Annotated in this window: 24 protein-coding genes; 1 reads left to right on the top strand and 23 read right to left on the bottom strand. The window is 57.7% G+C overall.

The features are described 5' to 3' along the window. Nucleotides 1-44: 44 nt before the first annotated feature. Genes M5G26_RS29530 through M5G26_RS11975 form a run of 4 tightly spaced genes read right to left on the bottom strand, consistent with a single transcriptional unit; the run spans nt 45 to nt 6,106 of the window. The gene (locus M5G26_RS29530; RefSeq protein WP_273915438.1) at nt 45-1,517 is read right to left on the bottom strand and encodes a tail fiber domain-containing protein; all 1,473 of its coding nucleotides are present in this window, start codon (nt 1,515-1,517) and stop codon (nt 45-47) included. A gap of 22 nt (nt 1,518-1,539) precedes the next feature. Continuing rightward, entirely contained in the window at nt 1,540-2,220 is a 681-nt protein-coding gene (locus M5G26_RS11985) for a hypothetical protein (protein WP_443218385.1), read from the bottom strand. Then, on the bottom strand, nt 2,220-2,528 hold the full coding sequence (locus tag M5G26_RS11980; protein ID WP_273915495.1) for a hypothetical protein: 309 nt from the start codon (nt 2,526-2,528) through the stop codon (nt 2,220-2,222). The genes M5G26_RS11985 and M5G26_RS11980 overlap by 1 nt, the downstream gene beginning before the upstream one ends. An 8-nt stretch (nt 2,529-2,536) precedes the next feature. Further along, nucleotides 2,537-6,106 (bottom strand): host specificity protein J, encoded by a 3,570-nt coding sequence (locus tag M5G26_RS11975; RefSeq protein WP_273915437.1) that lies wholly within the window; start codon nt 6,104-6,106, stop codon nt 2,537-2,539. A 97-nt stretch (nt 6,107-6,203) separates the two neighbouring features. On the opposite strand from M5G26_RS11975, the gene rhuM reads away from it, so the two are divergent. Next, complete coding sequence (gene rhuM / locus M5G26_RS11970; RefSeq protein ID WP_273915436.1) at nt 6,204-7,226, top strand: RhuM family protein; 1,023 nt, start codon at nt 6,204-6,206, stop codon at nt 7,224-7,226. A gap of 87 nt (nt 7,227-7,313) precedes the next feature. On the opposite strand, the gene M5G26_RS11965 is transcribed toward rhuM, so the two are convergent. From M5G26_RS11965 to M5G26_RS11875, 19 genes are all read right to left on the bottom strand, one after another. Next, nucleotides 7,314-7,874, bottom strand: a complete 561-nt coding sequence (locus tag M5G26_RS11965; protein WP_443218388.1) for a tail assembly protein — start codon at nt 7,872-7,874, stop codon at nt 7,314-7,316. A gap of 72 nt (nt 7,875-7,946) precedes the next feature. Further along, nucleotides 7,947-8,345, bottom strand: a complete 399-nt coding sequence (locus M5G26_RS11960) for a hypothetical protein (protein WP_273915434.1) — start codon at nt 8,343-8,345, stop codon at nt 7,947-7,949. A gap of 105 nt (nt 8,346-8,450) precedes the next feature. Further along, on the bottom strand, nt 8,451-8,819 hold the full coding sequence (locus tag M5G26_RS11955; RefSeq protein WP_273915433.1) for a hypothetical protein: 369 nt from the start codon (nt 8,817-8,819) through the stop codon (nt 8,451-8,453). Next, complete coding sequence (locus tag M5G26_RS11950) at nt 8,820-9,596, bottom strand: hypothetical protein (protein ID WP_273915432.1); 777 nt, start codon at nt 9,594-9,596, stop codon at nt 8,820-8,822. A gap of 114 nt (nt 9,597-9,710) precedes the next feature. Continuing rightward, a complete protein-coding gene (locus tag M5G26_RS11945) occupies nt 9,711-10,481 on the bottom strand; it encodes a C40 family peptidase (protein WP_273915431.1) in 771 nt (256 codons plus the stop codon). A 2-nt stretch (nt 10,482-10,483) separates the two neighbouring features. Next, nucleotides 10,484-11,233, bottom strand: coding sequence for a phage minor tail protein L (locus M5G26_RS11940; protein ID WP_273915430.1), 750 nt, complete (start codon nt 11,231-11,233; stop codon nt 10,484-10,486). A 9-nt stretch (nt 11,234-11,242) separates the two neighbouring features. Beyond that, entirely contained in the window at nt 11,243-11,581 is a 339-nt protein-coding gene (locus M5G26_RS11935; RefSeq protein ID WP_273915429.1) for a phage tail protein, read from the bottom strand. Further along, nucleotides 11,581-14,631 (bottom strand): phage tail tape measure protein, encoded by a 3,051-nt coding sequence (locus tag M5G26_RS11930; protein ID WP_273915428.1) that lies wholly within the window; start codon nt 14,629-14,631, stop codon nt 11,581-11,583. The genes M5G26_RS11935 and M5G26_RS11930 overlap by 1 nt, the downstream gene beginning before the upstream one ends. 27 nt (nt 14,632-14,658) lie before the next feature. Beyond that, nucleotides 14,659-14,928, bottom strand: coding sequence for a DUF1799 domain-containing protein (locus M5G26_RS11925; RefSeq protein WP_150729404.1), 270 nt, complete (start codon nt 14,926-14,928; stop codon nt 14,659-14,661). Between the two features lie 53 nt (nt 14,929-14,981). Then, complete coding sequence (locus tag M5G26_RS11920; RefSeq protein WP_273915427.1) at nt 14,982-15,362, bottom strand: phage tail assembly chaperone; 381 nt, start codon at nt 15,360-15,362, stop codon at nt 14,982-14,984. 9 nt (nt 15,363-15,371) lie between these two features. Continuing rightward, on the bottom strand, nt 15,372-16,031 hold the full coding sequence (locus M5G26_RS11915) for a phage tail protein (RefSeq protein WP_273915426.1): 660 nt from the start codon (nt 16,029-16,031) through the stop codon (nt 15,372-15,374). Nucleotides 16,032-16,070: 39 nt separating this feature from the next. After that, nucleotides 16,071-16,499 carry a phage tail terminator-like protein gene (locus M5G26_RS11910; protein WP_186615578.1) on the bottom strand — a complete coding sequence of 143 codons (429 nt, stop codon included), beginning with the start codon at nt 16,497-16,499 and terminating at the stop codon, nt 16,071-16,073. Beyond that, on the bottom strand, nt 16,496-17,092 hold the full coding sequence (locus tag M5G26_RS11905; RefSeq protein ID WP_273915425.1) for a hypothetical protein: 597 nt from the start codon (nt 17,090-17,092) through the stop codon (nt 16,496-16,498). Before M5G26_RS11905 ends, M5G26_RS11910 begins: the two co-directional genes overlap by 4 nt. Continuing rightward, nucleotides 17,089-17,457 carry a hypothetical protein gene (locus M5G26_RS11900; RefSeq protein ID WP_273915424.1) on the bottom strand — a complete coding sequence of 123 codons (369 nt, stop codon included), beginning with the start codon at nt 17,455-17,457 and terminating at the stop codon, nt 17,089-17,091. Before M5G26_RS11900 ends, M5G26_RS11905 begins: the two co-directional genes overlap by 4 nt. A 42-nt stretch (nt 17,458-17,499) precedes the next feature. Beyond that, on the bottom strand, nt 17,500-17,724 hold the full coding sequence (locus M5G26_RS11895) for a hypothetical protein (protein WP_273915423.1): 225 nt from the start codon (nt 17,722-17,724) through the stop codon (nt 17,500-17,502). Between the two features lie 40 nt (nt 17,725-17,764). Continuing rightward, nucleotides 17,765-18,268: a DnaT-like ssDNA-binding protein gene (locus tag M5G26_RS11890; RefSeq protein ID WP_273915422.1), complete on the bottom strand. Its 504-nt coding sequence runs from the start codon at nt 18,266-18,268 to the stop codon at nt 17,765-17,767. Between the two features lie 57 nt (nt 18,269-18,325). Continuing rightward, nucleotides 18,326-18,916, bottom strand: a complete 591-nt coding sequence (locus M5G26_RS11885) for a hypothetical protein (protein ID WP_273915421.1) — start codon at nt 18,914-18,916, stop codon at nt 18,326-18,328. Nucleotides 18,917-18,961: 45 nt separating this feature from the next. Next, entirely contained in the window at nt 18,962-19,924 is a 963-nt protein-coding gene (locus M5G26_RS11880) for a major capsid protein (RefSeq protein ID WP_273915420.1), read from the bottom strand. 12 nt (nt 19,925-19,936) lie between these two features. Next, a complete protein-coding gene (locus tag M5G26_RS11875) occupies nt 19,937-20,665 on the bottom strand; it encodes a hypothetical protein (protein WP_273915419.1) in 729 nt (242 codons plus the stop codon). Nucleotides 20,666-20,718: the final 53 nt, after the last annotated feature.

Below are 20,718 nucleotides of genomic sequence, written 5' to 3'. Positions count from 1 at the left end.
AAAAATCCCGCTCGATGGCGGGTTGCGGTTCTGCTTCGATGTTTCTACTTCGCGGCTGCCTTCAACTCTTCGATTTCAGCCTTCAAAGTTTTGATTGCCGAAACTAGATACGGAATCAGCCCGGTGTAATTCACGCGCCAGATGTCCTCTTCAATATCTGGCTTAGCCGGAGTAACCAGCAAAGGCGTAATTTCATACAACTCCTGGGCGATTACCCCCACTTCATGGTGCGGGTATTCAGTGGAGTCGAGAAAGTCCCGACGGTCGAACTCAACTGGCCGGATTTGCAGGATCCGATCGAGACCGTCGAGGATCTCAACGTCGTTTGTCTTCAGTCGACGATCCGACCCTTGGCTGACCGTGCCCGGAACATTCAGGTTGCCGGCATAGGTGTAAGTCATCACCGGCCCGGACAAGGTGTTTGCCGCGTTGATCGACCTCCAGCTAAAGCCGCCGCTACCACCACCTTGGTTGCATACGAAAGAGCCGGCGCCACTCAATCCACCAGATCCCTCGTTCCACAGTAGATAAAGGCCTTGCGATGCAATGTTTGATCGGTTGGCGGAAACCTTTGCAGAGGCAAAATCAGGATTTGAAGACGAGGATCCAGCGAGAGGCATGGCTCCGAGGTTCGCAAGCGCGCCACCCGAAGTGCCAGCTCCAGTACCGCCCTGCGCCACACTGAGCGCTACGGTAAGTCCGCTCAACTGAGTGATGTCGCCGTTCGCTCCAGAAGCCGCGGCACCTAATCCTGACCTACCCGCTGCGGCTGTCGCGCCGCCTGTACCGCCCTGAGCTACAGCTATCGGGGCACCAGGAACGGTTGTCACGAACTGCCGCCAGCTACCGAACGTGTTGTTGTTTTGAGTTCGGACATAGCAGTTATCGGTCAGCATCCCCATGGCATATTGCTTGGAGTATCCCGCTACAGCGTGCGTGAAATGGTCTAGATAGGCGGATTCAGGAACGTTGATTCCGCCACCGTTGAATATGTAGCTGGCCGGCACGGACAGCGTGTTAGCGTCGACGGTCGAAGCCTGCACAATATTTGCGCCGCCATTCCGACCGTAGTCACCGACTTTTACAATTCGACCCGCTGTCACATCCAATCGCGAACTGGTTGGGACAAGACCTAAACCAGACTGGGCTGCCGCTTGTGTTGTGCCGCCGGTGCCGCCCTTACTGATCGGAAGAGTTTCGTAATTTCCGGTTGTTCCCAAGGCTGCAAGCTTGGAACCATATTGATTCACCAGTGCGCGCAACGCATCGGCCGAATCTTTGACATAGCCCTGCATCGGCGCCAGCGCATAAGTGCCAGAGGCGTTGGTTGCTCCCTGGTAGTTCGGTGAGATCGACATCGCTGTATCGCTGGCGATATTGGTTACCTCATACCATGCGCCGTCCGGCCCGCGAAACGCATCACCGACGCGACTGTTGGCAATGAAAGCGGTACCGGTACCGATCACCGCATTGGAATTTTGGGTAACAGAGACCGTTCCTGATTTGTACCAGGGCATGTTTTGCATCCTTTAAAAAGAGTCATGCGGCTTGTTTTGCGAACACTGCCGGCAGGAAGAAAGCGAAGGGGTTCGATGCAGCAACGGTGATGGCATAGAGCGTGTTGTTTGGGAAATCCCACCAGCAATAGAGCTCGCGAGGAATACCACTACCCGAAGTCATGGGCATGCCGAACGTGTTCAGCAGCATGAATTCGTTCTCAGGAAAGTTGAACGGGACGCTGTAGAAGATTCGTGTCAATCCCTGCTGACTTGTGTCGTAGCGGACATAAGTCCAGTTCTGGAACGCCCGGGTAAATGTCGCATTCGGCGTACCGGAGTCAAACAGCAGCTTCCCTGCGCCATCCCACAATCGCATTCCGTATTGCGCCACTGGCTGGGCGTCAAACGCAGCTACAAAGTACCGCCCATTTAGCCCGGCGGCATTGACGTCGTACGCTCTCACATAAAAGCCCGTCCAGTTTCCCGCCGAGCCGAGCAGCCTCATCCGGCAAAGCCCTGCTACGCCGTTGAAAGTGTCGGGGCGAACAAATACCAGAGGAGGTTCTTGGGAAGTGACTGGTCGCGCAAACGTCGTCACCGAACCGAGGCCCGCTTCCTGCGTGGGCGCATAACGCCCTGACGCAATGACCATCAACCTTGAAAACTCGGAATCCAGAGTCACAACGTTGCTGTTATTGGTGAACTCAACCCCGTAATCCATCAGCTCCACCTCATTACGATCAAGCGCATCGTTCCGGACGAAACGGTGCTCGCCGCGTAGGTGCGCGTGTGGTTGTAAACCCGAGCCACACCGTCGAGCATTTCGGTCTCAAACTGCATTTGGTTGCTGTCATACGTGCCATTGGGAATCACGATAGCGGTTCCATTTCCAGGGCCGACGCCGGGGACGGAAAAGTCCTGACTACTTTTCGGGCCGACCGGGAAATTGACAAGAGTCGACAAGGCAACTCGAATAGTGAAAGAGTTCTCGTCCAACTGGAGCGCCCCGTCGGCGCCCCATATCCGCACTCCATAGCTCATGCCTTTAAATTCCCCCACTGATAACGCTTCACGCCGTTCTCATCGAACACCTTGCCACCGTTGTTGTTGATGGTCTGACGAGCACCACCGCCCAGCGGGCTGTTCAGCTCGAAGTTACCAGCCTTGTCGATGCGCCATCCTTGCACCCCGGCGATGTAGTTGTCCGACTGGATGAAGAAGCCGATCTTGGCGTTTCCGATCGATGCGTCCTGAATGAACGCCGAGTTCATGAACACCTGCCCGCCCTGCACCGCAAACGGAACCGAGATGGCGCCGCCGGCAATGGTGTTGACGATGGCGAAACGGTCGGCGCTGACCAGGAACTGACTTTGAAGACCCGCAGGACCGTTCTCGATGCCAAGCCCGATCCCGGCAGCGATGTACTGCCCGGTACCGGAGTTGTATTGCATCTTCACCGACCAGCTCGCAGCGATCCTCCCGTTCACGTCATTCACGATCGACGTGTTCTGTTCGATTGCCGTCTGCTGTTCGCCGACCTTGGTATTCAACTGAGTGATCGACTGCGCAGTGACCTGCTGATTGGTCGCCACAACCAGATCAAGGGTTGTGATGTTGGCCGCGTTATCTCCAACTTTCGCGTCCAATGTTGTGGTGCGCTGAGCCTGCGCCTCATTTTCAGAAGCTCTGACCTTTTCTTCAGTTGCGATCGCTGCCGTACTTGACCACCCCTTCAACGCATCCGCCAACTCGCCTTCGCCGCTGTCATCGCGGAAAGAAGCTTGCAGCGCCCGAAATGCGGTTGCTTGCGCGGTGACCTCTCCGTCGAGTTCGATAATCTCGGCGGTGTTGGTCGCCACCTGCAGGGCAAGGCCGTTCGCAGTCTCAACGGTCTGCCCGACATCGAGCCAGTAGAGCGGGTTCGGTGGTGGCATGTTGAGCGGCACCGGGCCGGTGGCTTGGTAGATCCGCTTGCCCTGCACCACCAGGTCGTACTCTTCATAAGGGTCATCGGGGTTGTAGCCTTTCAGGCCGTCGAGCGCATCGATCTGCTCCTGCAAGCCCGGGATTTTGTCGATCTCATCGACTATGTCCTGACCCAATTCCGTGCGGCCGATTTCTCCCTTGATCATCTCCAATATCGGACTGGATTCAGAACTGGATTGCCCCTGCACGCCAAGGCCGATCGGATACCAAGGCCCGATGTTGCCGATCTTGTCGACGACGCGGCCCCAGAAGTAAAAGGTCACGCCGGCGCGCAGGCCGAGCATGGAGAAATCACTCTGCGGATAGGCCAGGTCTGTCAGCTTGGTCGCAGCATCCAGTTCAGTAGTCGGCCCGTACCAGATCTCCGTGCGCTGGCTGTCCTCGGCGCCAGCAGGGAAGCCCCACTTGAGATAGATGCCGAACAACAGCGGTGTAGCGTTTAGGTAAGCCAGCGCCGGCGGCAACCCTTGCTTGCCGCTGAGGTTAGTCAGGATCGAGTTGCGCCACGGAGACGTAATGTCGAACGCGCTTACCGCGCGCACCCGGGCCACATAGGCACCGGCGTAGATGCCGACCACGTCCACGTTGGTCATGCCGGTGCGCTGCAGCTTGATCCAGTTGCCGCTGTCCTTGCGCCATTCGATGTCATATCCGACCGCGCCATCCACGGCCGGCCAGGTGATCGTCATGGTGGCCACGGCCAGACCCTGAACAACCGATGAAGTCGACGACAGCGTAACGCTCGTAGGCGCCGGAACAACGGTGATCGGGATCACACTGATCGGGCGTTCTTCCAGGCGTGCGCCGGTGTCGATGAATGCGAATTTGCTCGGCTCGAACTGGAGCGCGCTGATTTCGTAGTCGCCCTCGGTGGTGCGCTTGGTGCGCAGCACTCGGTACAACGGGATTGCCAGGTCATCGGCATCGAGCGCCCATTGCAACTGCGCCACCGGCGGTTCGCTGTAGGCAACCGTGACGGTCACGGCGCGGCCGTTGACGCTCTGCACGGTGCGACCTTCGGCGCGTCCGCCCGGCAGGTTGATGATCAGACGATCACCGGCCTTGGCCTGGGTGTCACGATCGAGCGTGATCACCCGCCCTGCCACCGCCGAGATCCGGCCGCCGACTTCACGGCCCGCCAGCAACGAGTCAGCTACAGGGATGATGTGCCCAGGCAGTGGGATAACGCCCTCCATGCCGGTCTTGAACGACACGGTGCGGTCTTGGTTATTGCTCAAGATCGCCCACTTCCCCCTGCGCTGGGCCTCGGAAGCGCGTGTGCAGCCAATGGCGCTCAGTTCGGTCGGGCGGTCGCCGTAGCGGCGTTGCAGATCCAGGTCGGCGAACGGAATAACGTCGGTGTCGTAGTTGTTCGCCGGATTGTCGTAGCTCACCAGCGCCCGGGTGTACCGGGTCTTCGCCGAGGCGCTGCCATACGAGAATTTGCCGTCGATGACATTGGCCCGGGTGAAGACGTAGTCGAAGTCCTGCGCGCGCGGCATGTCGGCCTGCATCACCAGTTGACCCTGTGCCCAGTATGTCATGCCCCGATAAATCGCCGAGATATCGCGCAGCAGCGACCAGGCGTCAGCCTTACCCTGCAGGTTCATGTCGCAGAGGAAGCGCGGCTCCTGACCGCCCAGCCCGTTCGGCACAAGCTGATCGCAATACTGAGCGATGCGGTACAGCTCCCACTTGTCTACCATGAACGGCTTGATGCGCTTACCCAGGCCGAAGCGTTCTCCAGTGCAGATACCGTAGGTGATCCACGCCGGGTTATTGGTCCAGGCCGATTTCATCGAGCCGTCCCACGTCCCGGTGTAGGTGCGCAGAATCGGGTCGTAGTTGCTCGGCACCATCCAGCGGCGAGCCTTGCACTTCACAGTGACGGCCGGGATGTTTGTGAACTGCTCGGCGTCGAATTCGATGTAGAGCAGCGCGGTGTTCGGGTAGCGCAGCTTGGCGTCGATGACTTCGGTGTAACCGGCCACCAGCATGGTATCGGCGATCTTGTTGGTGTTCTGGTTCGGCGTCAGGCGGCGCACACGGATCTGCCAGCCAGTGGTGGCGTCAGGCAGATCGATGCGGCGCGAGCGCTCGTAGTGCGAAGTGGTCTTGCCGTCGACCCCGTCCACCAGCACCTGCTGATAAGCCCCTCCATCGGTGGCCACGTCGATTGTGTATTCGATGCGGTAGCCGCCGACGTTGCCCTGGTCATCAGACCGTTGCAGCGCTGGCCAGGCCAACCGCATGCGCACGGCGGATAGCTGAGTGTTGGTGATCGAGCGCACCCACGCCGAATCGCTGCGCAGCTCAATGTTCAACGACGTCTCGTTCTCCACGGATGGAATGCCCGGGATGTAAGTCTGATCCACCGATCCCGGGCGCCAGTCCCACTTCACGTTCGGGAAGTTGTAGTTGCCGCTGGCATCGCGGATCGGTGTGTTGTCCAAGTAGATATCGTAATCGGTCGGGACGCTGTCGAACTCGCCCTCACCCACGGCGATCAGCAGTTTTGCAAGGTTGGTCGAGCGTAGGCTGTCGCTGGCTTCAGTCGGTGACTTCGGCTTGCTGCTGCCGCCCTTTTCGCCATGGATATCGATCTGTGCTGCTGCGCCCATGCGTTCCTCCAGGCATAAAAAAGCCCGCATTGAGCGGGCAAGAGGTAATAGTTTGCTGGCACACTGGTAGGTAACCCCATCAATTCAGGAGCACACGATGTCAAGAGAAGTTGACGCAGGCGAGCCAGGTAACTCGGTAATGTTTACTGACGATGCGCTTCACGTGGCGCTCAGGTTTGCTCAGGATGATCAGTCGATTTGGGCGACCGCCCAGAACGTTGCGGATCTATTTGGCACTACCGCTGACAACGTCGGGATACACGCCAAAAATATTTTTTCTGATGGCGAACTTGTCGAATCGGCAACTACCGAGGATTTCTCGGTAGTTCGATTGGAAGGCGCACGGCACGTACAGAGGACAATAAAGCACTACAACCTTGATGCGATCATCTCCATTGGGTATCGCGTCAACGCCAAACAAGCAGTGAAATTTCGCCAATGGGCAACCCAAACGCTTAGAACCTATATCGAGCAAGGCTACGTAATCAACGAGAAGGCTCTGCGTGAGTCTCCCGAAAAGCTAAACAAGTTAGCGGCCGCTGTCCGCGCTCTTCGGAACGAGGAGAAGCAGATCTATGCCAAGGTTCGTGAGTGCTTCAAAATCTGCTCATCCGACTACGACGCAAACTCAAAGCAAGTCAGAAATTTTTACGCATTACTGCAAGATAAATTTCACCACGCCATCACTGGAATGACCAGCTCCAAATTGATACTGGACCGAGCCAGCCATATGGCCGACAACATGGGCATGCAATCAGTCAGGGGCGACGTTCCAACTTTGGAAGAGGCAAAGACAGGGAAAAATTATCTAAGCAATGAAGAGCTGTACCGTCTTCATTTGCTATCTGAACAATTTATGCTCTTCGCTGAGAGTTCAGCTCTAGCCAAAAAAGAAATGACGATGGAATCCCTGCACAAAAAACTGGATGCCCTTTTGGTTTTTAACGAGTATCCAGTTTTCAGTGGATGGGAGGACTTTATTAAGGAGCAAGCCGTGAGCCATGCTCGTCAGGAGCTAGGCCTGTACAAAAAGCGCAAGAAAATAGAAGCACTCGGCTACGAGTACGATGAAGACGCGCTCGCAGCAGGCGAATATGACGAGTTCCTGATCGAGGATTGATTTTTTGGCTAAGCAGCAGAAGCTCGTGCGTTGTAGCGCCTAGGCTTTAAAAAGAGACTTATGGGCAATTGCTCTGCTGCTGTCTGCTCACACCTTATCTTCAGCCAGGATCGAGGCTGAGATGATCATCCCACCCCACCGGCGCTCGCCGATGCAGATCGGTACCGGGTTGCCGCTGGCCGTGGTGTTCTTGGCGCTGCCGAAGGCATAGGACGGGGCGTTTTCGGGTGATGCGCTTTGCTTAAGCCCTGAGGCTTGAGGGCTGAGCATTTGAATGACACCGCCCGCGACCAGCCCGACGCCAAGCTGCACAGCCCAGGTCTGCCCAAAGTACGAACCAGCGACAACCAGAACCGCGCCAATGATCGTTTGAAGAAGGCCTGCGCGCTTGCTTCCGGAAATGACTGGGACGATGCGAATCTCTTGGGTTCCGCCAAGGCCGAAATCTTTTTCAGCTACGTTTTTCCGGTTTCTGAAAATCGCAAAACGCATCCCTTTGCGCTCAAGATCTTTAATAGCGCCTTCGAATCCTTCGATCGTGCACTTCAGCGCTTTGAATGCCTCACCCACTGACTTGCTGCCAAGCTCTCGGCAATGGACACGACCAAAAAGATTGATAAGCGGGCCTGAAAGAAGAATGGTTGTCATGGCTGGGTTGTTGCTTGCCGTCGCTGCCACTGCTTTCTCCGGTCATAAAAAAACCGCCCGTAGGCGGCGTTGTCATTGCATAGTGGGTGATAAGTCCATGCTCATTGATGAGTCGATGGATATCCTGAATTTCTTGGTGGCACCAGCCTTTATGTTGGCTTCCCGCTCTTTCAGCCCGCTACCGCATGATGATGCGCCGACTATGTGCTCACCGGCGGCAACGTAGAACTTTGCGGTTTCACCAGCACCAATCTCGGCAGCTTTTCGCCCGTCGATACTCACGGAAGTATTGCAGCCACTACCAACAAAGCCGGAATCACGGGTAACGATCAAGACAGCGTCATCGGAAGCCGGCTTCTGATATGCGAACAATCGCGAGCTCGGCACAGGGTCCGCCTTTCCTGAAGGCACTGGCGAAGTCGCACACCCCGCCAACAGCGCTACTGCTAACGCACCTACGATCAATTTCATGCGGTTACTCCGGTGAAATACGGGCGATTTAACGCTTCAAAAATTAAACAGAAGAAACAGATATGGTTTTAAACCTAGAAAAATAAAAATACATTATTTAGTCTTTCAGATTCTATCCATCACCCCTACTATCCTAATAACTTCAGCGAGATGCTTCTGCGTTTCAGGCCTCCCTATTTGCATCCCCAAGTCATAATCGCAGTTGCATCTGTACCGTTTTAACTTATTCAGAATTACCGCGACAGCTTTTGCCTTTGGACTAATAGTAGCGATTGTGTCTGTAATGCTTTTATGAGAGCCAGCATCTTGTGCCTGCACAACGGCTAGATTTTTCTCTCTGAGCAGTCTACGAGCTCGATGAAAAGCTGAGTAATAGGCACGGCTGCCGACATTTCGAAGAAGGATCTCGTCATCGACGCCCCTTTCTAGCTCTAACGTTGCGTACAACATAAAGTCCTGATCTGTAACGGCCAATTACAGCTCCTTATCTTCGGGAGTCGTCCCTATTGTCACATGCTCGGAAAGAGGATCATCAAACATAACGCACAATGCCTCGGTAATTTCCCAGTCAACATCAATAAGATATTCTATCTCCGCATCAACAATGTATTCGAATGAGACGCCCCACTCGTTTGCTGTCAGTCGGAAGTTTTTGAGTCTTGTAAAATGTTTTCTGACTATTTCGGATGCGCACTTAATTCGAAGAGCGACCTCGCGCTCATCAACCCCATGAGCTTCAAAGTAATTAGCAGCTGCAATTGCGTAGGCAACGTTAGCAGATGTCAAAGGCTGCACATCAGCAATACCAATTTTATGAAATTGAGCTACTACATTTTTCGCCGTGCTGAATAGCCCAAATTGGGTGACCGGCTCCAGCACTCGTACCAAGTCTGTTGGATTGTCTTTCGGATAACCAAAAGAAAGCATCTCCAGCACATATGAAAGGTTGCTAATAGATGGTCCAATTCCTGCCCTTACGGCATACCAATTCCACGTCTTACCCAAGACACCGGCATGTAAGTTCAGCATTCGTTCAACGCTATCAATATCTTGCTTAAAACTATAAACAACTGCCCTTAAGAGATAGGAGTCAGACCTTAGCTCCGGGTTTTTTTCAGATTTTTCAAGCTCACGACGCAGAGAGTGCCAATCGAAATCATCTAATACGCCAGTTTCGACTAGCTTCGACCACATAGCGTTCACCCGCTCTGCGAGCTCAGCTGCCTTCGTCTTCGGCTGCGCAACAACCATGAACTTCCCTCCATCTTGCGACGTAATCTACCATCACTAAACGCGATGCGACACTGGACGCTTCGCCACAAAAATCCAAGCGAGTGACTAATCTCAAAATCATCGCTCTCACTGTCACATTTTATAACTGTTAACCAAGCCTTTATTTCTTAGGATTATGCGGGTTCGATCAAGCCACGGCCCACCGAAAACAATGACTTCTGACGGTCTGCCGTACAGATGGTGCAGCAGGAATGGCCCGGGGCCGAAAGTCGCTGCGTCCTCGCCGGGCAACGCCGGGTCGGGGCCGAGAAAGATCCCGGCGTGGTTCGGGAAAACCGTGCGCCCCACTTCCATCACGATCATGTCGCCGCGCTGCGGCTGGTCGACGCGGTAGAAGCCGGCTGCCTCGTAGTTCGCTTCGTAGAGGCTGGTGTTGTCCTTGCTTTCCCACCAGCCATCGGCGCGTTTGAACGCCTCGAACTCCAGCCCCCACTCGCGCTTGTACCAGTCCGCGCAGACCTGCCAGCAGTCCCATGCGCCGTGCACGAAAGGCCGCTTCAGTAGCGGCACCTCGCCGGACGGTATGACCGTTCGAAGATCGCCTTCGGGCCAGCTCAGGATGTGCCAGGGTAATGCGGTGGCCTCGCACATGGCCAGGTCGCGCGGTGACGGGCGGCTGGTGGCATCCGGATGCGAATGCACCACGCCGATCACCTCGCCGATGTCCTCGGCCGCTGCGTACTGGTCAGGATCGATTCGAAACTCTTCGTTCGGCTCGGTAGAGACATTGATGCAGTGGAAGTACTGCTGCTTCCGACCGATCGCCAGCAGAAGCCCGCACGACTCCTCGGGATAACACTGCTCGGCATGCGCTTGGATCGCGTTCAAGATGTGCTTACGCATGGTCAACTCCTCGCAATAAGAGAAACTGCGGGAAATCCACCGAACGGCAGCGGGTTTCCCTCACCGAACCGCGGGGTGCAGCCCTTACCCAGAGTGGCGTCGCATTCGTCCAGTTCCGGGTTGTCGGTGACAACGCCGTCCTTGGTCACGTACGGGCCGGTGTAGCTACAGTTCGGCCCTCTGTAACCACCGGTGAGGCACCAGTGGCACAGTGTCGTGGCCTGTCGGCCAATTGACTCATTGCCCACGTCGCCCGGGCTGGCCAGCTCCCAGCTGACCGTCTCCCCGTCCTCGTTCGTCTTCTGGTCGATGTACCAGACTTCGATCGTCTCTTGGGTTGGGTCGGCCGTCGGGTTGCCGGCCGGAAAGTTGACAGCGTCGAGGTAGCTGCCGAGCGTGTTCCGCATCGTCAGCTTGAACTCAAGCAGGTCTTCGAATGCCAGACAGAGCGCGGTGATACGCCCGTTAACGTTGCCCACAGACAGAGTGGGCCGAACCGCCGTGCCGTCGCCATTCGCCTCGATGCCGTCGATCTGCATGGGCCAAGCGCTGTACTCGTTGCCCTGCCAGTAGATCGCCTTTGCCGGCAGTTGGTCTGCATTGTCGCCGGCAGCGATCAGCTCGGCCGACGTGTGCGGAATCGCGTGCCCGTGGAAGCGCAGCACGTCCGCGCCATAGTCCGTGCCGTCCAATTCAAAGAGCAGCACTTCGCTGCCAGGCTCAAGCACCTGGATGTCACTGATCAGCGGCATGATTGCCCCTTATGGTTGGAATGCCCGCTCGAACGTGGCGGTGAGTTTGAAGACTCCGCCGCCCATTGGTGTGGGAGCGGGATTTTTGCAGGTGAACAGTCCGAGTTCGCCGAGCGGCGTTGTCCAGAGAAACGCCTTTGCCCCGGCGTGCCTATCGAGGAACGCCATGATCTGCTGCACCCTGACTTTGTGGCCGACGCAGGTAATCGGGTAGGAGTCCTCCTTGTTGTTTGGTCCGTCGCCGACATTTTGGGCGTAGCCATTGCCGAACTTGGAGGAGCGCACCCGATAGTTGATATCGGGTGTTTCCCCGCGCCCGGTTGGCCATGTGAATTTCTCGATGGCCATCAGGCCCTCCCATTTGCGTTTCGGAAGCTGGTACCGCCCGGGCACCAAGAGTCGGCGACGGCTTTTTCGGCCACCGCCCGCATTTGCGACTGAAGGTTTTTCGACAGGGCCTGCTGGTCGATCTGCATCCCTTCGGAGCTGCGATCCTGCGTCATCACCGTCACCGGCGCGTTGATACTGATCGAAGTTCCGGAGCCGCCACCGGCAGCGATAACCCCAAGCTTTCCGCTGGAGGTCCTGGTCAGCGGCATGATCGCCTCCGGCCCCGCCTCCCCCATGACACCCGCCCCGCCGCCGGCCATCCCGAAGGCGGTCGGCGCGCTGACGATGCTGTTGGTGAAAGCGCCGCCGTTGGCGAACATTTGCACTCCCGATGACCAGGCACCACCGAGCGCCTGCGGGAAGTAGCTGCTGGAATAACCCGCCGAGGACGCGCCGAGATTCGACGACGTTGCACCTGCTGAGCCAGCCGCCAGCCCATTACCGCCACCACCGCCAGTGAAGTAGCTGGTGGCAGCACCGACGAGGCTGCTCAGCAACGCAGAACTGGCCTGGCGGGTCGCGATCCGTGCCATGTCCGCCAGAATCGACTTGGTGAAGTCGGCGAACGACAACTTCCCTGTCATGGCGAAGTTGACGACCGCGTCTTCCATCGAGCTGAAAGCGTTGCCGAACAGGGTCTTTGTCTGGCCGGCGATATTGCTCGCCGAGTCCAGGTAATTGGTCCAAGCCGACGTTGCGCCCTTGGTCCAGTCCCCTTGAGCTTTCTCCACATCGGCGTAGTTCTGCCGGATCTGATCGGTTGCGGCCTTGTTCGCATCGGCGAGAGCCTGCGACTTACGGGCGAACTCCTCCTCCGACATATTCCGCGACGGATCGGACTTCTGGTTTGCCAGTTCCAGTGATTGCTGAGCGAACCGATCCTGCTGGCTATTCAGCTCATTGTTGAGCGCGTTCTGGCGATCGCCTTGTCCGACGCCAAGCACTGCGCGCTGCCCTGCCAGCTCCAGTGCGCGCTGCTGCTGAGCCAACGCCTGAACGTAGGTCGTGATCGCCCGCTCTTGCCGGGCAAGGCGGCCGGTTTCATTCGTGGCCAGTACCTCGAGCTGGCTGTCCGCGTCCTTCTGCGTTTTGACCATCCCCGCGCGCGCGTCGGCGATCTTCTGGTCAAGCTGGATGCCTTGCGCAGCAGAGGTGGTTTTTTTCGCCTTGGCAGATTCCAGCGCTGCGATCTCAGCCTCGTAGGCTGCGGTCACCTCGTCGCGCTCGTTACCGATCAGCGCTTCGCGCTTCAGGGCATAGTCGGCTTGAGAAACGAGTCCGGCCTTCTGTGCTGCGTCCAGTTCCTTCTGGGCGTTTTTGTACTCTTCGCTGATGGCTGCAAGGTTGTTCTTGGCGTTGTTGAAACTGGTCAGATCAACCTGCGACCCGGCTGCTTTCGAATCCTTGAACTGGTCGTTGATGTTCGCCAGGTTCTTGTCGATCGCGGCTTGATTCAGGCGTGGGTCGTTGGGTGCGACCTTGCGGATGTCTTCGAGCTGCCGCTTGTATTCCTTGATCGCGTCGGTACGTTTTTGCTCATTCGTCCACGCTGACTTGGTGAGTGCGTCTACCTTCGCCATTGAGGAGACGGCATCGCCCTGAGCTTTCGCCTGCTCTCCTTGCCATTTGGCGATATCGGCTTCGGCAGCCTTCTGATCCTCCAGCATGTTGAGACGATTCTGGTAGAGATCAATCATCTCCTGTTTGTTCTGGAACAGGCCGACATTGCCTGCCTGAGCGCTCGCCAAGTCGCGCTGGGCTTGCTCGATATCGGCACCGATATCGCTGCGCCCGATATTCTTCAATCCATCAGCAGCCCGAGCAACGGCGTTATAGCCCTTCTCCCAGAAACTCAGATTCTCGAGGATTCGCGGCGTGCGCTCGTTGATTGCATCAGCGAACGACTCGGTGGCCAGCTTCACGGCGCCTGCATGGTCGCCCTGCTTCTCCAGCGCGGTGATCTGCGAGTAAACCGAAGCGGTCAGGTAGTGGTACTGCTCATTCAGCGCGGCAGACGCCTTGACCGGGTCGTCAGCGAGCTTGGCAAACTCGGCAACTGTCTCGCTCACTGCCTTGCCTGTCGCTTCCTGCATCGACACGGCGGCTTGGGTGATTCCGGTGAAGCTCTCGCCGGCGATCTTTCCGTTGTCGGCCAGCAGAGCCAGTACCTCAGCGGCTTGGCCGGTGGTGCCAACTGTGGCGCTAACCTGGCGCGCCATGTCGCCAAGCTTGCCAGCGCTGACGCCAGCATAGTTACCCGTCAGGATCAGCGATTTGTTGTAGCTGTCCTGCTCCTCACTGCCCTTGTAGAAAGCGTATGCCAGCCCACCCACCGCGGCGGTGGCCAGCGCCAGCGGGCCGAGAATGGCCAGCAGACCCGCCGCACCCTCACCCGCACCAGCGCCCAGTTGTGCGACTGCGCGAACGCCGCTACCCCAGTCTCCCGAAGACAGCGCATTCCCCAGTTGCACGACGTTTTCCTGTGCCTGGCGCGTGCCAAGTCGCAGTTTGTCGAAACCGGTGGTAGTTCTGTTGAGTTTGTCGTAGTCCTTATCGATCTTGCTCAGGGCGGTGTTGTACTCGTCCTGGCTGATCCGGCCGGCATCCAGATGTTTGCCCAGTTGCTCGACCTGAGTATCCAGCTTCGCCAGCGCGGCGCGGGCCGGGTCAATGGCGCCCAACAGGCTGTTCAGTGCCTTCTGCTCATCCATGGTCGACTTGGCCAGAGCTACCTGCTGCTTGTCGAGCTGCGCCGAGATCTTCGCGGCCTCAGCCTCGCCATAGGCGCCTGTTTTGGTCAACTTCGCCAGCGCATCACGTTGTTTGGCAAGGTCCTGCGTGGTCTTTGCGCTGGTGGAAAGCGACTTCTCCAGCGCCTGCATTTCATTCATCAGCGAAACGGCGGACTGCTCGGCCCGGCCGCCGGCCTTCGCCATCTCATCCAGGCTCGTTTTGGCCTCGATCGCATCGGCCGAGTCGATCTTGACGCCGAGTTCTGCAATGTTCATCGACTCACCTTGAATAAGTGCCCGTGATTACGGGCTGTTTTCCCTTTCCTCCGCCATGACGCGCAGGGCTTCGCCTTCCAGCACCTGCAGGTCAGGAAAGATTTCAGCGAGTTTCTTTTTCTTGATTGCGAGGAAACCGGCGACGTCGCGAATGCAGTTGTAATCGAGACCGATCGGGCCACCGGTGCCGACCCGCCACTGCGTGGACATTCGATTGAACAGGAGAAAGGCTGGCCAGTTGCATGGCCAGACCTCTACATCGTCACCGGACAAATCGGCAGCCGTCAGCCCGAGGATTGCCAACTGCTCAGCAGATGGTCCACTTTCGTACAACGCCGCGGCGGCCGCCCTCAGTTTCCCAAGCGGGCCTGATTGAACGCGCTCTGATAGGCATTCACCACCGCTTCAGCAGTCCCCTGGCATGACTTCACAAGGGCGAGGATGCTCTTGTCGTCGAACTTGTCATCAAAGCCCCATCCCGCGACCAGATCTTTGATCTGCTGCACTTGATACTCGGTCTCGACAGCAACGACATCCGACAGCGTGGTGCCCTCGCCGAATCCCTCGCGCATCTCCTTTGCCTTCAGGTTCCACTCGTCGAACAGCGCGGCGAGTGCCGGGCGATCGCGATACTTGAAGGTGAACTCGATTGCTTCGGGCTCGCACCCGACGATTGGAATGTGCACGATGGCTTTGAATGTAGGGTTTTGAGCGATACTTATCTTTGCCATGGGAAATCCTTATGCGCCGGCCAAGTAGCGGAGCGAGCGTGCCGAAAGCCCGATGCTGATGGTTCGGGTCATGACGTTGTTGCGCTCCATCGTCGGATCAGGAGTGATGCTCACATAACCCGGATAGAGGATCTGATCGCCGTTGCGCAACTTCATGCGCACGACGGCCAGCTCTTTGGTGTCATCGAAGCCTTCGACAGTCTCGACGTATTGAGCGGTCGGCTGATCCTCCACCACGATAGTGATCGTGGTCGGGTTGCGGTTGGTTGGGAACTGCTTGTCGTCGTCATCTTCCAGGTAGCCGACAGTTTGGTATTGCTGCTCGCCGCCGGAGGATGTGAAAGAAGTGACTTTCGAGATCTGTGTCCATCCGGATACCGGGATCACTGAACCAGAACCTGCATCGACAGTGAACTTGTCGGTGTTGGTGGTATTGAGACCGGCCAACGCAAAAGCATCGGCGGTAACGCCAGACGCCTTTACTGCGCGGTCATTGATCAGCGCCCAACCGGAGTTGATTAGCAAAACGTCGCCGTTTTCAATGTCGTGCCCTACAGAGGCAGCAATCGGCGGTTTCGCATTGGTCAAAGCAGTGAAAGCGACGGCGGATCCCATAACGCTGGCGATCTCCAGCACAGCGCCGTTCGGCAGCGGGAAGCGTGCGGCCATGGTTTGTTTCCTCTTGAGTGCCCGCCTGACGGCGGTAGGTTATGCCCCAGCGGGCGGTTGGTCTGCGACACCTGCGTAGGTGAAGCTGGCCGGGACCGTATAGGTCGCGGACTCAGTGATAGTTGGCCCCTGATCTACTGGTTCAGTGATGAGGCCATCGAACCCGTTGCGGGCCAGTGGCGTGTCTACTCGAAAGAGCTGCGTCAGCTCTTCAACAAGTGTCTCTGCGGTGGTCATGGCCTGGGCCGACGGACAGACGATGCTGATCTGATAGACGCCGGTGTACTCGTATGCGTCCCCGCCGAGGTAACGGCAAGTGGTGCTGGCTGGAAGCTGGAAAGCTCGCAGATAGGTTTCAGATGGATTTGGCGTGAAAGGCTGATTTGAGTAGGCCACTCGTATTGGACGCGCAGCCGACCATGCGGCCAGCTTCGTTTCGATGGCCTGACGGGCGCGTGCGTGACTCATACCTGATTGTTCCTGATGGCCTCCTGCACGATCTGCTGGAAGCGGGCCACGGTTACCCGAACCATGCCGCCGGGAGCTTGGGTGGAATGACCGAACTCCAGCGGAATCGCGTAGGGCAAGTTGTTGATGATGTAGGCCATCTGGCCGGCGGTGAAGTCGCTCATTGCTGCTACCAGCGCCGCGGTAGTCTCGGCGCCGCTCGGGTCAACCTCGTCGAAGGTGACGCTCTCGACCACGCCGAGAGATATGTGCCAGTTCGCGCGGAACCGGCCGCCGACGTAGCCTTCGGGCGCCTTGATGTCCATGCCGTCGTTGAGCTTGCGGCCTTTCTTGAGCCTGCCGCCCTTGGTGAGGTTGGTCGGATCGCTGCGCAGCGCGCTGTTGTGGTCGTCGACAGCCTTGTTGTACTGGGTCGATACAGCGTTCTGCGCCCAGATCTCCGGGTTACCCACGGGAGACATGCGGATCAGGCTATTGCCGACCTCGATGATGATCTCGCGCACACTCGCGTCGATGGCTTCGCTGGTCTGGGCTGCAAACTCGGCAAGGCTCAGCGCAAAGCTACCGGACTGGCCGGCACCCGCCCGGCTCACGACCGCACCTGCAACTCATAAAGGATCGGCGTCCCGGCGGGATTCACCTCTTTCAGCGGCGGCACAATTGACCAGGTGCGTCCTTGGATGATCACTTCGTTCAGCAGATCCGGAACCCATTCCAGCCCCTGCGCGGCGATCTTCAGTTTCTTGTCGCCCTGCTTGATGAGGCTGTTGTTCTGGAATTCTTGGCCGGTGAAGTCGAGCAGGATGCCTTGGGCGGTCTGTTCAATGGTGGCGCCCGGTGACTCGCCACCGGTCTCAGGGTCGTACTCGCCAGGCTCCGTCTTGCTGATGGTCACGGGTTGGCCGAACTCTGCAATCATCTCCAGAGCCATCACGGCCATTTCGTCGTAAAAGGCCATGGTGGCTCCAAATCTAGAAGTAAAAGCCTCGGCTTCAGTAATTTACATGCGTAGAGGTTGTGAACTTGCTGAGCTCTTTTTTTCTGGAAATGCTTTTCGCCGCTCATCAAGCATCATATTCGCGAAGTCAGCCGCTACAAGTGCTGGGTTACCTGTGCTTCCACCTTTGATGATCAGTGCATTAAGCGCCGCGCTTGCATATGAATCCCAAGCGTCCTTTTCATCCTGATCTGAATTCTTTGAATTAACTCGATGCTCTGCAGACATGACGAACTCCTTATCAATGGAAGTCCTAGCCTACGCTTGATCAAGCGCGAACGGCGAACAGACCACGTCGTGACAGATAATCCGCAAACTGCGTGGCGCTCGGTCGATCCGGCGCCGCCGGCAGTAGTCGGCCGCTGGTGTTTGGGATAGTCGCGTACTCGCGCGTCACCGCACCTTCGACTCGCTCCAGCGTTACCGCGCCTTTGCGTTTCTCGATCGGATCGACGTCGTCGGTATGGATTTCGGCCGCCAGCGCCATTTGGCCGTACTGGATCCGCGCAGGTAGGTAGTTGTCGGGCTTGAATTCGTAATCAAGCTCGACACCGCGGCGCGGCCAGGACAGGGCCTGCTCGCTGTTGGACTTTCGCCCTTTCCACGTCATGCCATCCATTGCCAGCGCGGCTCGGCGCAACAGGGCTTCCTGTGCTGGCACATCTGCGGGGATGACCACGCCGAACTGCACGGCGTACATGGCTAGGTCTTCGGCGGATGCGTAGCTCTCGGCGTCAGGCTTGCCGGTACCGTCCTCGATGATGAGAGTCATGAATCAGCTCGCTGTTGTGTTCTGGATCGGGCGCCGCGTTGACGGGCACCCGGATGATTACGCCTGCTGCAGATCAGCAACTGCCTTTTCTAGCGATTCTACCGAAGCGTTCGCCCGATACGGCACTTTGGCAGTGTCGAGCTGCGCCTTGAGGCTTGCGATCCTCTCGGCATTGTCGATCGGTTCAGCTTCCGCCTTGAAGCGTGCTAATTCAGCGCGGAGAGATTCAACCTCGCCCGCCAGGTTGTCACGTTCATCCGTGAGGGTTTCGAAACCTTCATGAATAGCTTTCAGCGCACCGAACAAGCGGATCGGCAGTTCGCCGGCGCCCGGGTGTTCCAGCTCCGATTGCCCCTCAGCGGCTTCGATTAGTCGCAGGACGCCGTCGCGCTCGGCGCGCAGCGTGGCGTTGTCCTGCTCAAGGCTGGCAATGACCGCAGCGCCGCCTAAATCAACCGGCTCGCTGATCAAAGGCTTCGTCACCGAGACCTCAACGCCAAGCGCCTCATAAGCGTCGACCACCTTCGTCCAATCGCCAATCACAACTGCGTGTGTCACACCCGCTTCAGGCCGATCAAAGTGCGCCGGGTTGCGGTACCGCTTTTCCGGATCGAAATCCGAATTCTGAGTGGAGTAAACCAGTTCCATAAAAGTCTCCGTAGCGGCCAGTTCTGGCCGCTGTCAGGGCCTGTATTAGCCGCCGGCTGGTGGCGTGGTAGTCAGGGTGATCAGCACACCAGCAGTCACTTTGTTGCTGCTGGAATGCTTGACCCAGTTCGCAGCCGAACCCACAGCGGCAAGCGAAGGGTTCGCGCCGCCCGCGGTTTCCTTCCAGCTGTAGCCGAGAACATCGATGTTGACGGTGCCTTCAGCGCGGTAGCCGATACCAAGGTTCTCTTCGTCGTTCACCGCGTACGAACGGAATCCTGGCGCCTGCGACTCAGTGATCACCACAGCATTTGGCAGCAGACCGAAGATCACATCTGCGGGAGCGGTATCGGTGACCAGCACCGGCTTGCCGAGAGTACCTGGCAGGCCGCCGTAGATGACGACACCCGCCTCTTCGTAGACCTTGTTCGCGATCGCATCGTCCACGATGTCGAAGTAAGCGCTGGAGTGCATGACCCACAGCGCGATGCGGCCGAACTTGTCACCGAACTTGCGCATGCCGCGGGTCAGGGTCTTCTTGCCGTCGGTCTCGATGTTTGCAGAAACCACCATGTCAGCGTTGGAGCTGATCGAGGCGCGCAGCGCGGCGGTGGCGTACTGAATGAAGCCTTCCAGAGTGGCGTCGGCAACGTCGGCACCGATGATCTGGGAGAACTCATCGACTGGACGACCACGGCGCTTAAACGCTTCTTCGGTGGTCTGGTACGGGCCGTACTTCCAAGGTGCCTTGACGCCAACGGCTTCGCCCGCGCCGATCTTCTTCGCGGTCACCTTGCCGGTGGAGTTGACGTCGCGATGCTCCAACGAGCCGCCGATCTTGTAAAAGGAGCGCTTGCGGAAGTCGCCTTCGATCAGCTCGTTGTCGAGCACGATCGCGCCATTGGACGATGCGTTGAACACATCGAGGTTGTCCTGGACACGCTCCAGGTATGCGGTTTGCGCCTCATCGTTGTAGATGATCAGGTCGCTGTTCACAGTCGTTGCCATGGGTGAATCCCCTTACTTGGGCAATTGCAGGTATGCGGTTTGGCCGTGCTTGCGCTGGTAGTCGCGCTTTTGCTCGGCAGTCATTTCGGAGCGCTTGAATGCAGCCTGGCCGCCACCCCCGCCCGGGGCTTGTGTCCCTGAGGCCCTTGGCCACAGATGAGGTGCGCTTTCGCGCAGAGATTCCGCCCATTCGAGCGGGGTCAGAGGGGTCTTGCCGTCTTTGCCGAGGATGACCTGGCCGGATTCATCAACGGCGACCGCTTCACCCTCTTCGTCCAGCGAGAACACGCCTTTGGCGCGCAGGATGATGTCGTCGGTTGCTTCCGGCAGTGCGCCGGCTTTGAGCGCTGCACCGCGCACCGAATCGCCCAGGACTTTGCCCTGGAACTTGGCGGCGAATGCCTCGGCCTTCTCGGCCCGCGCTGTGACGGTCTTCAACTGCTTGTCGTAGTCACCGCGCAGGCGCTCGGTGCGGCGGTTGAAGACCTCGTCCACCTTGCCCTCGGTCAGCAGCTTGGTTTCTTCGTCCTGGCCGGCACGACTGAGCAAGCCTTTGACGGCGTCGATGTCGATGCCTTCAAACTGGGTTTCGAACTGGGTTAGCTTGGTGGAGGTGTCCTTCAGCTTTCCCAGCAGCTCTGTATTCTTGGTTTTCAGCCCGGTAACAGAGGCTTCAACGGCAGTCGCGATAGCGGCCTTGATTGCCGGGTTTTCTAGGTCGATTTCGTTTTCTTCTGCCACGTTGATGCACCCCTTGGGTATGTTTCGCCCGTTTTGCAGGCATAAAAAAACCC

It is taken from the genome of Pseudomonas sp. TNT2022 ID642, assembly GCF_028656995.1.
Classification (GTDB): Bacteria; Pseudomonadota; Gammaproteobacteria; order Pseudomonadales; family Pseudomonadaceae; genus Aquipseudomonas.
The sequence above is the reverse complement of the archived record's forward strand: the minus strand, read 5'-3'. Positions and strand labels throughout refer to the sequence as shown.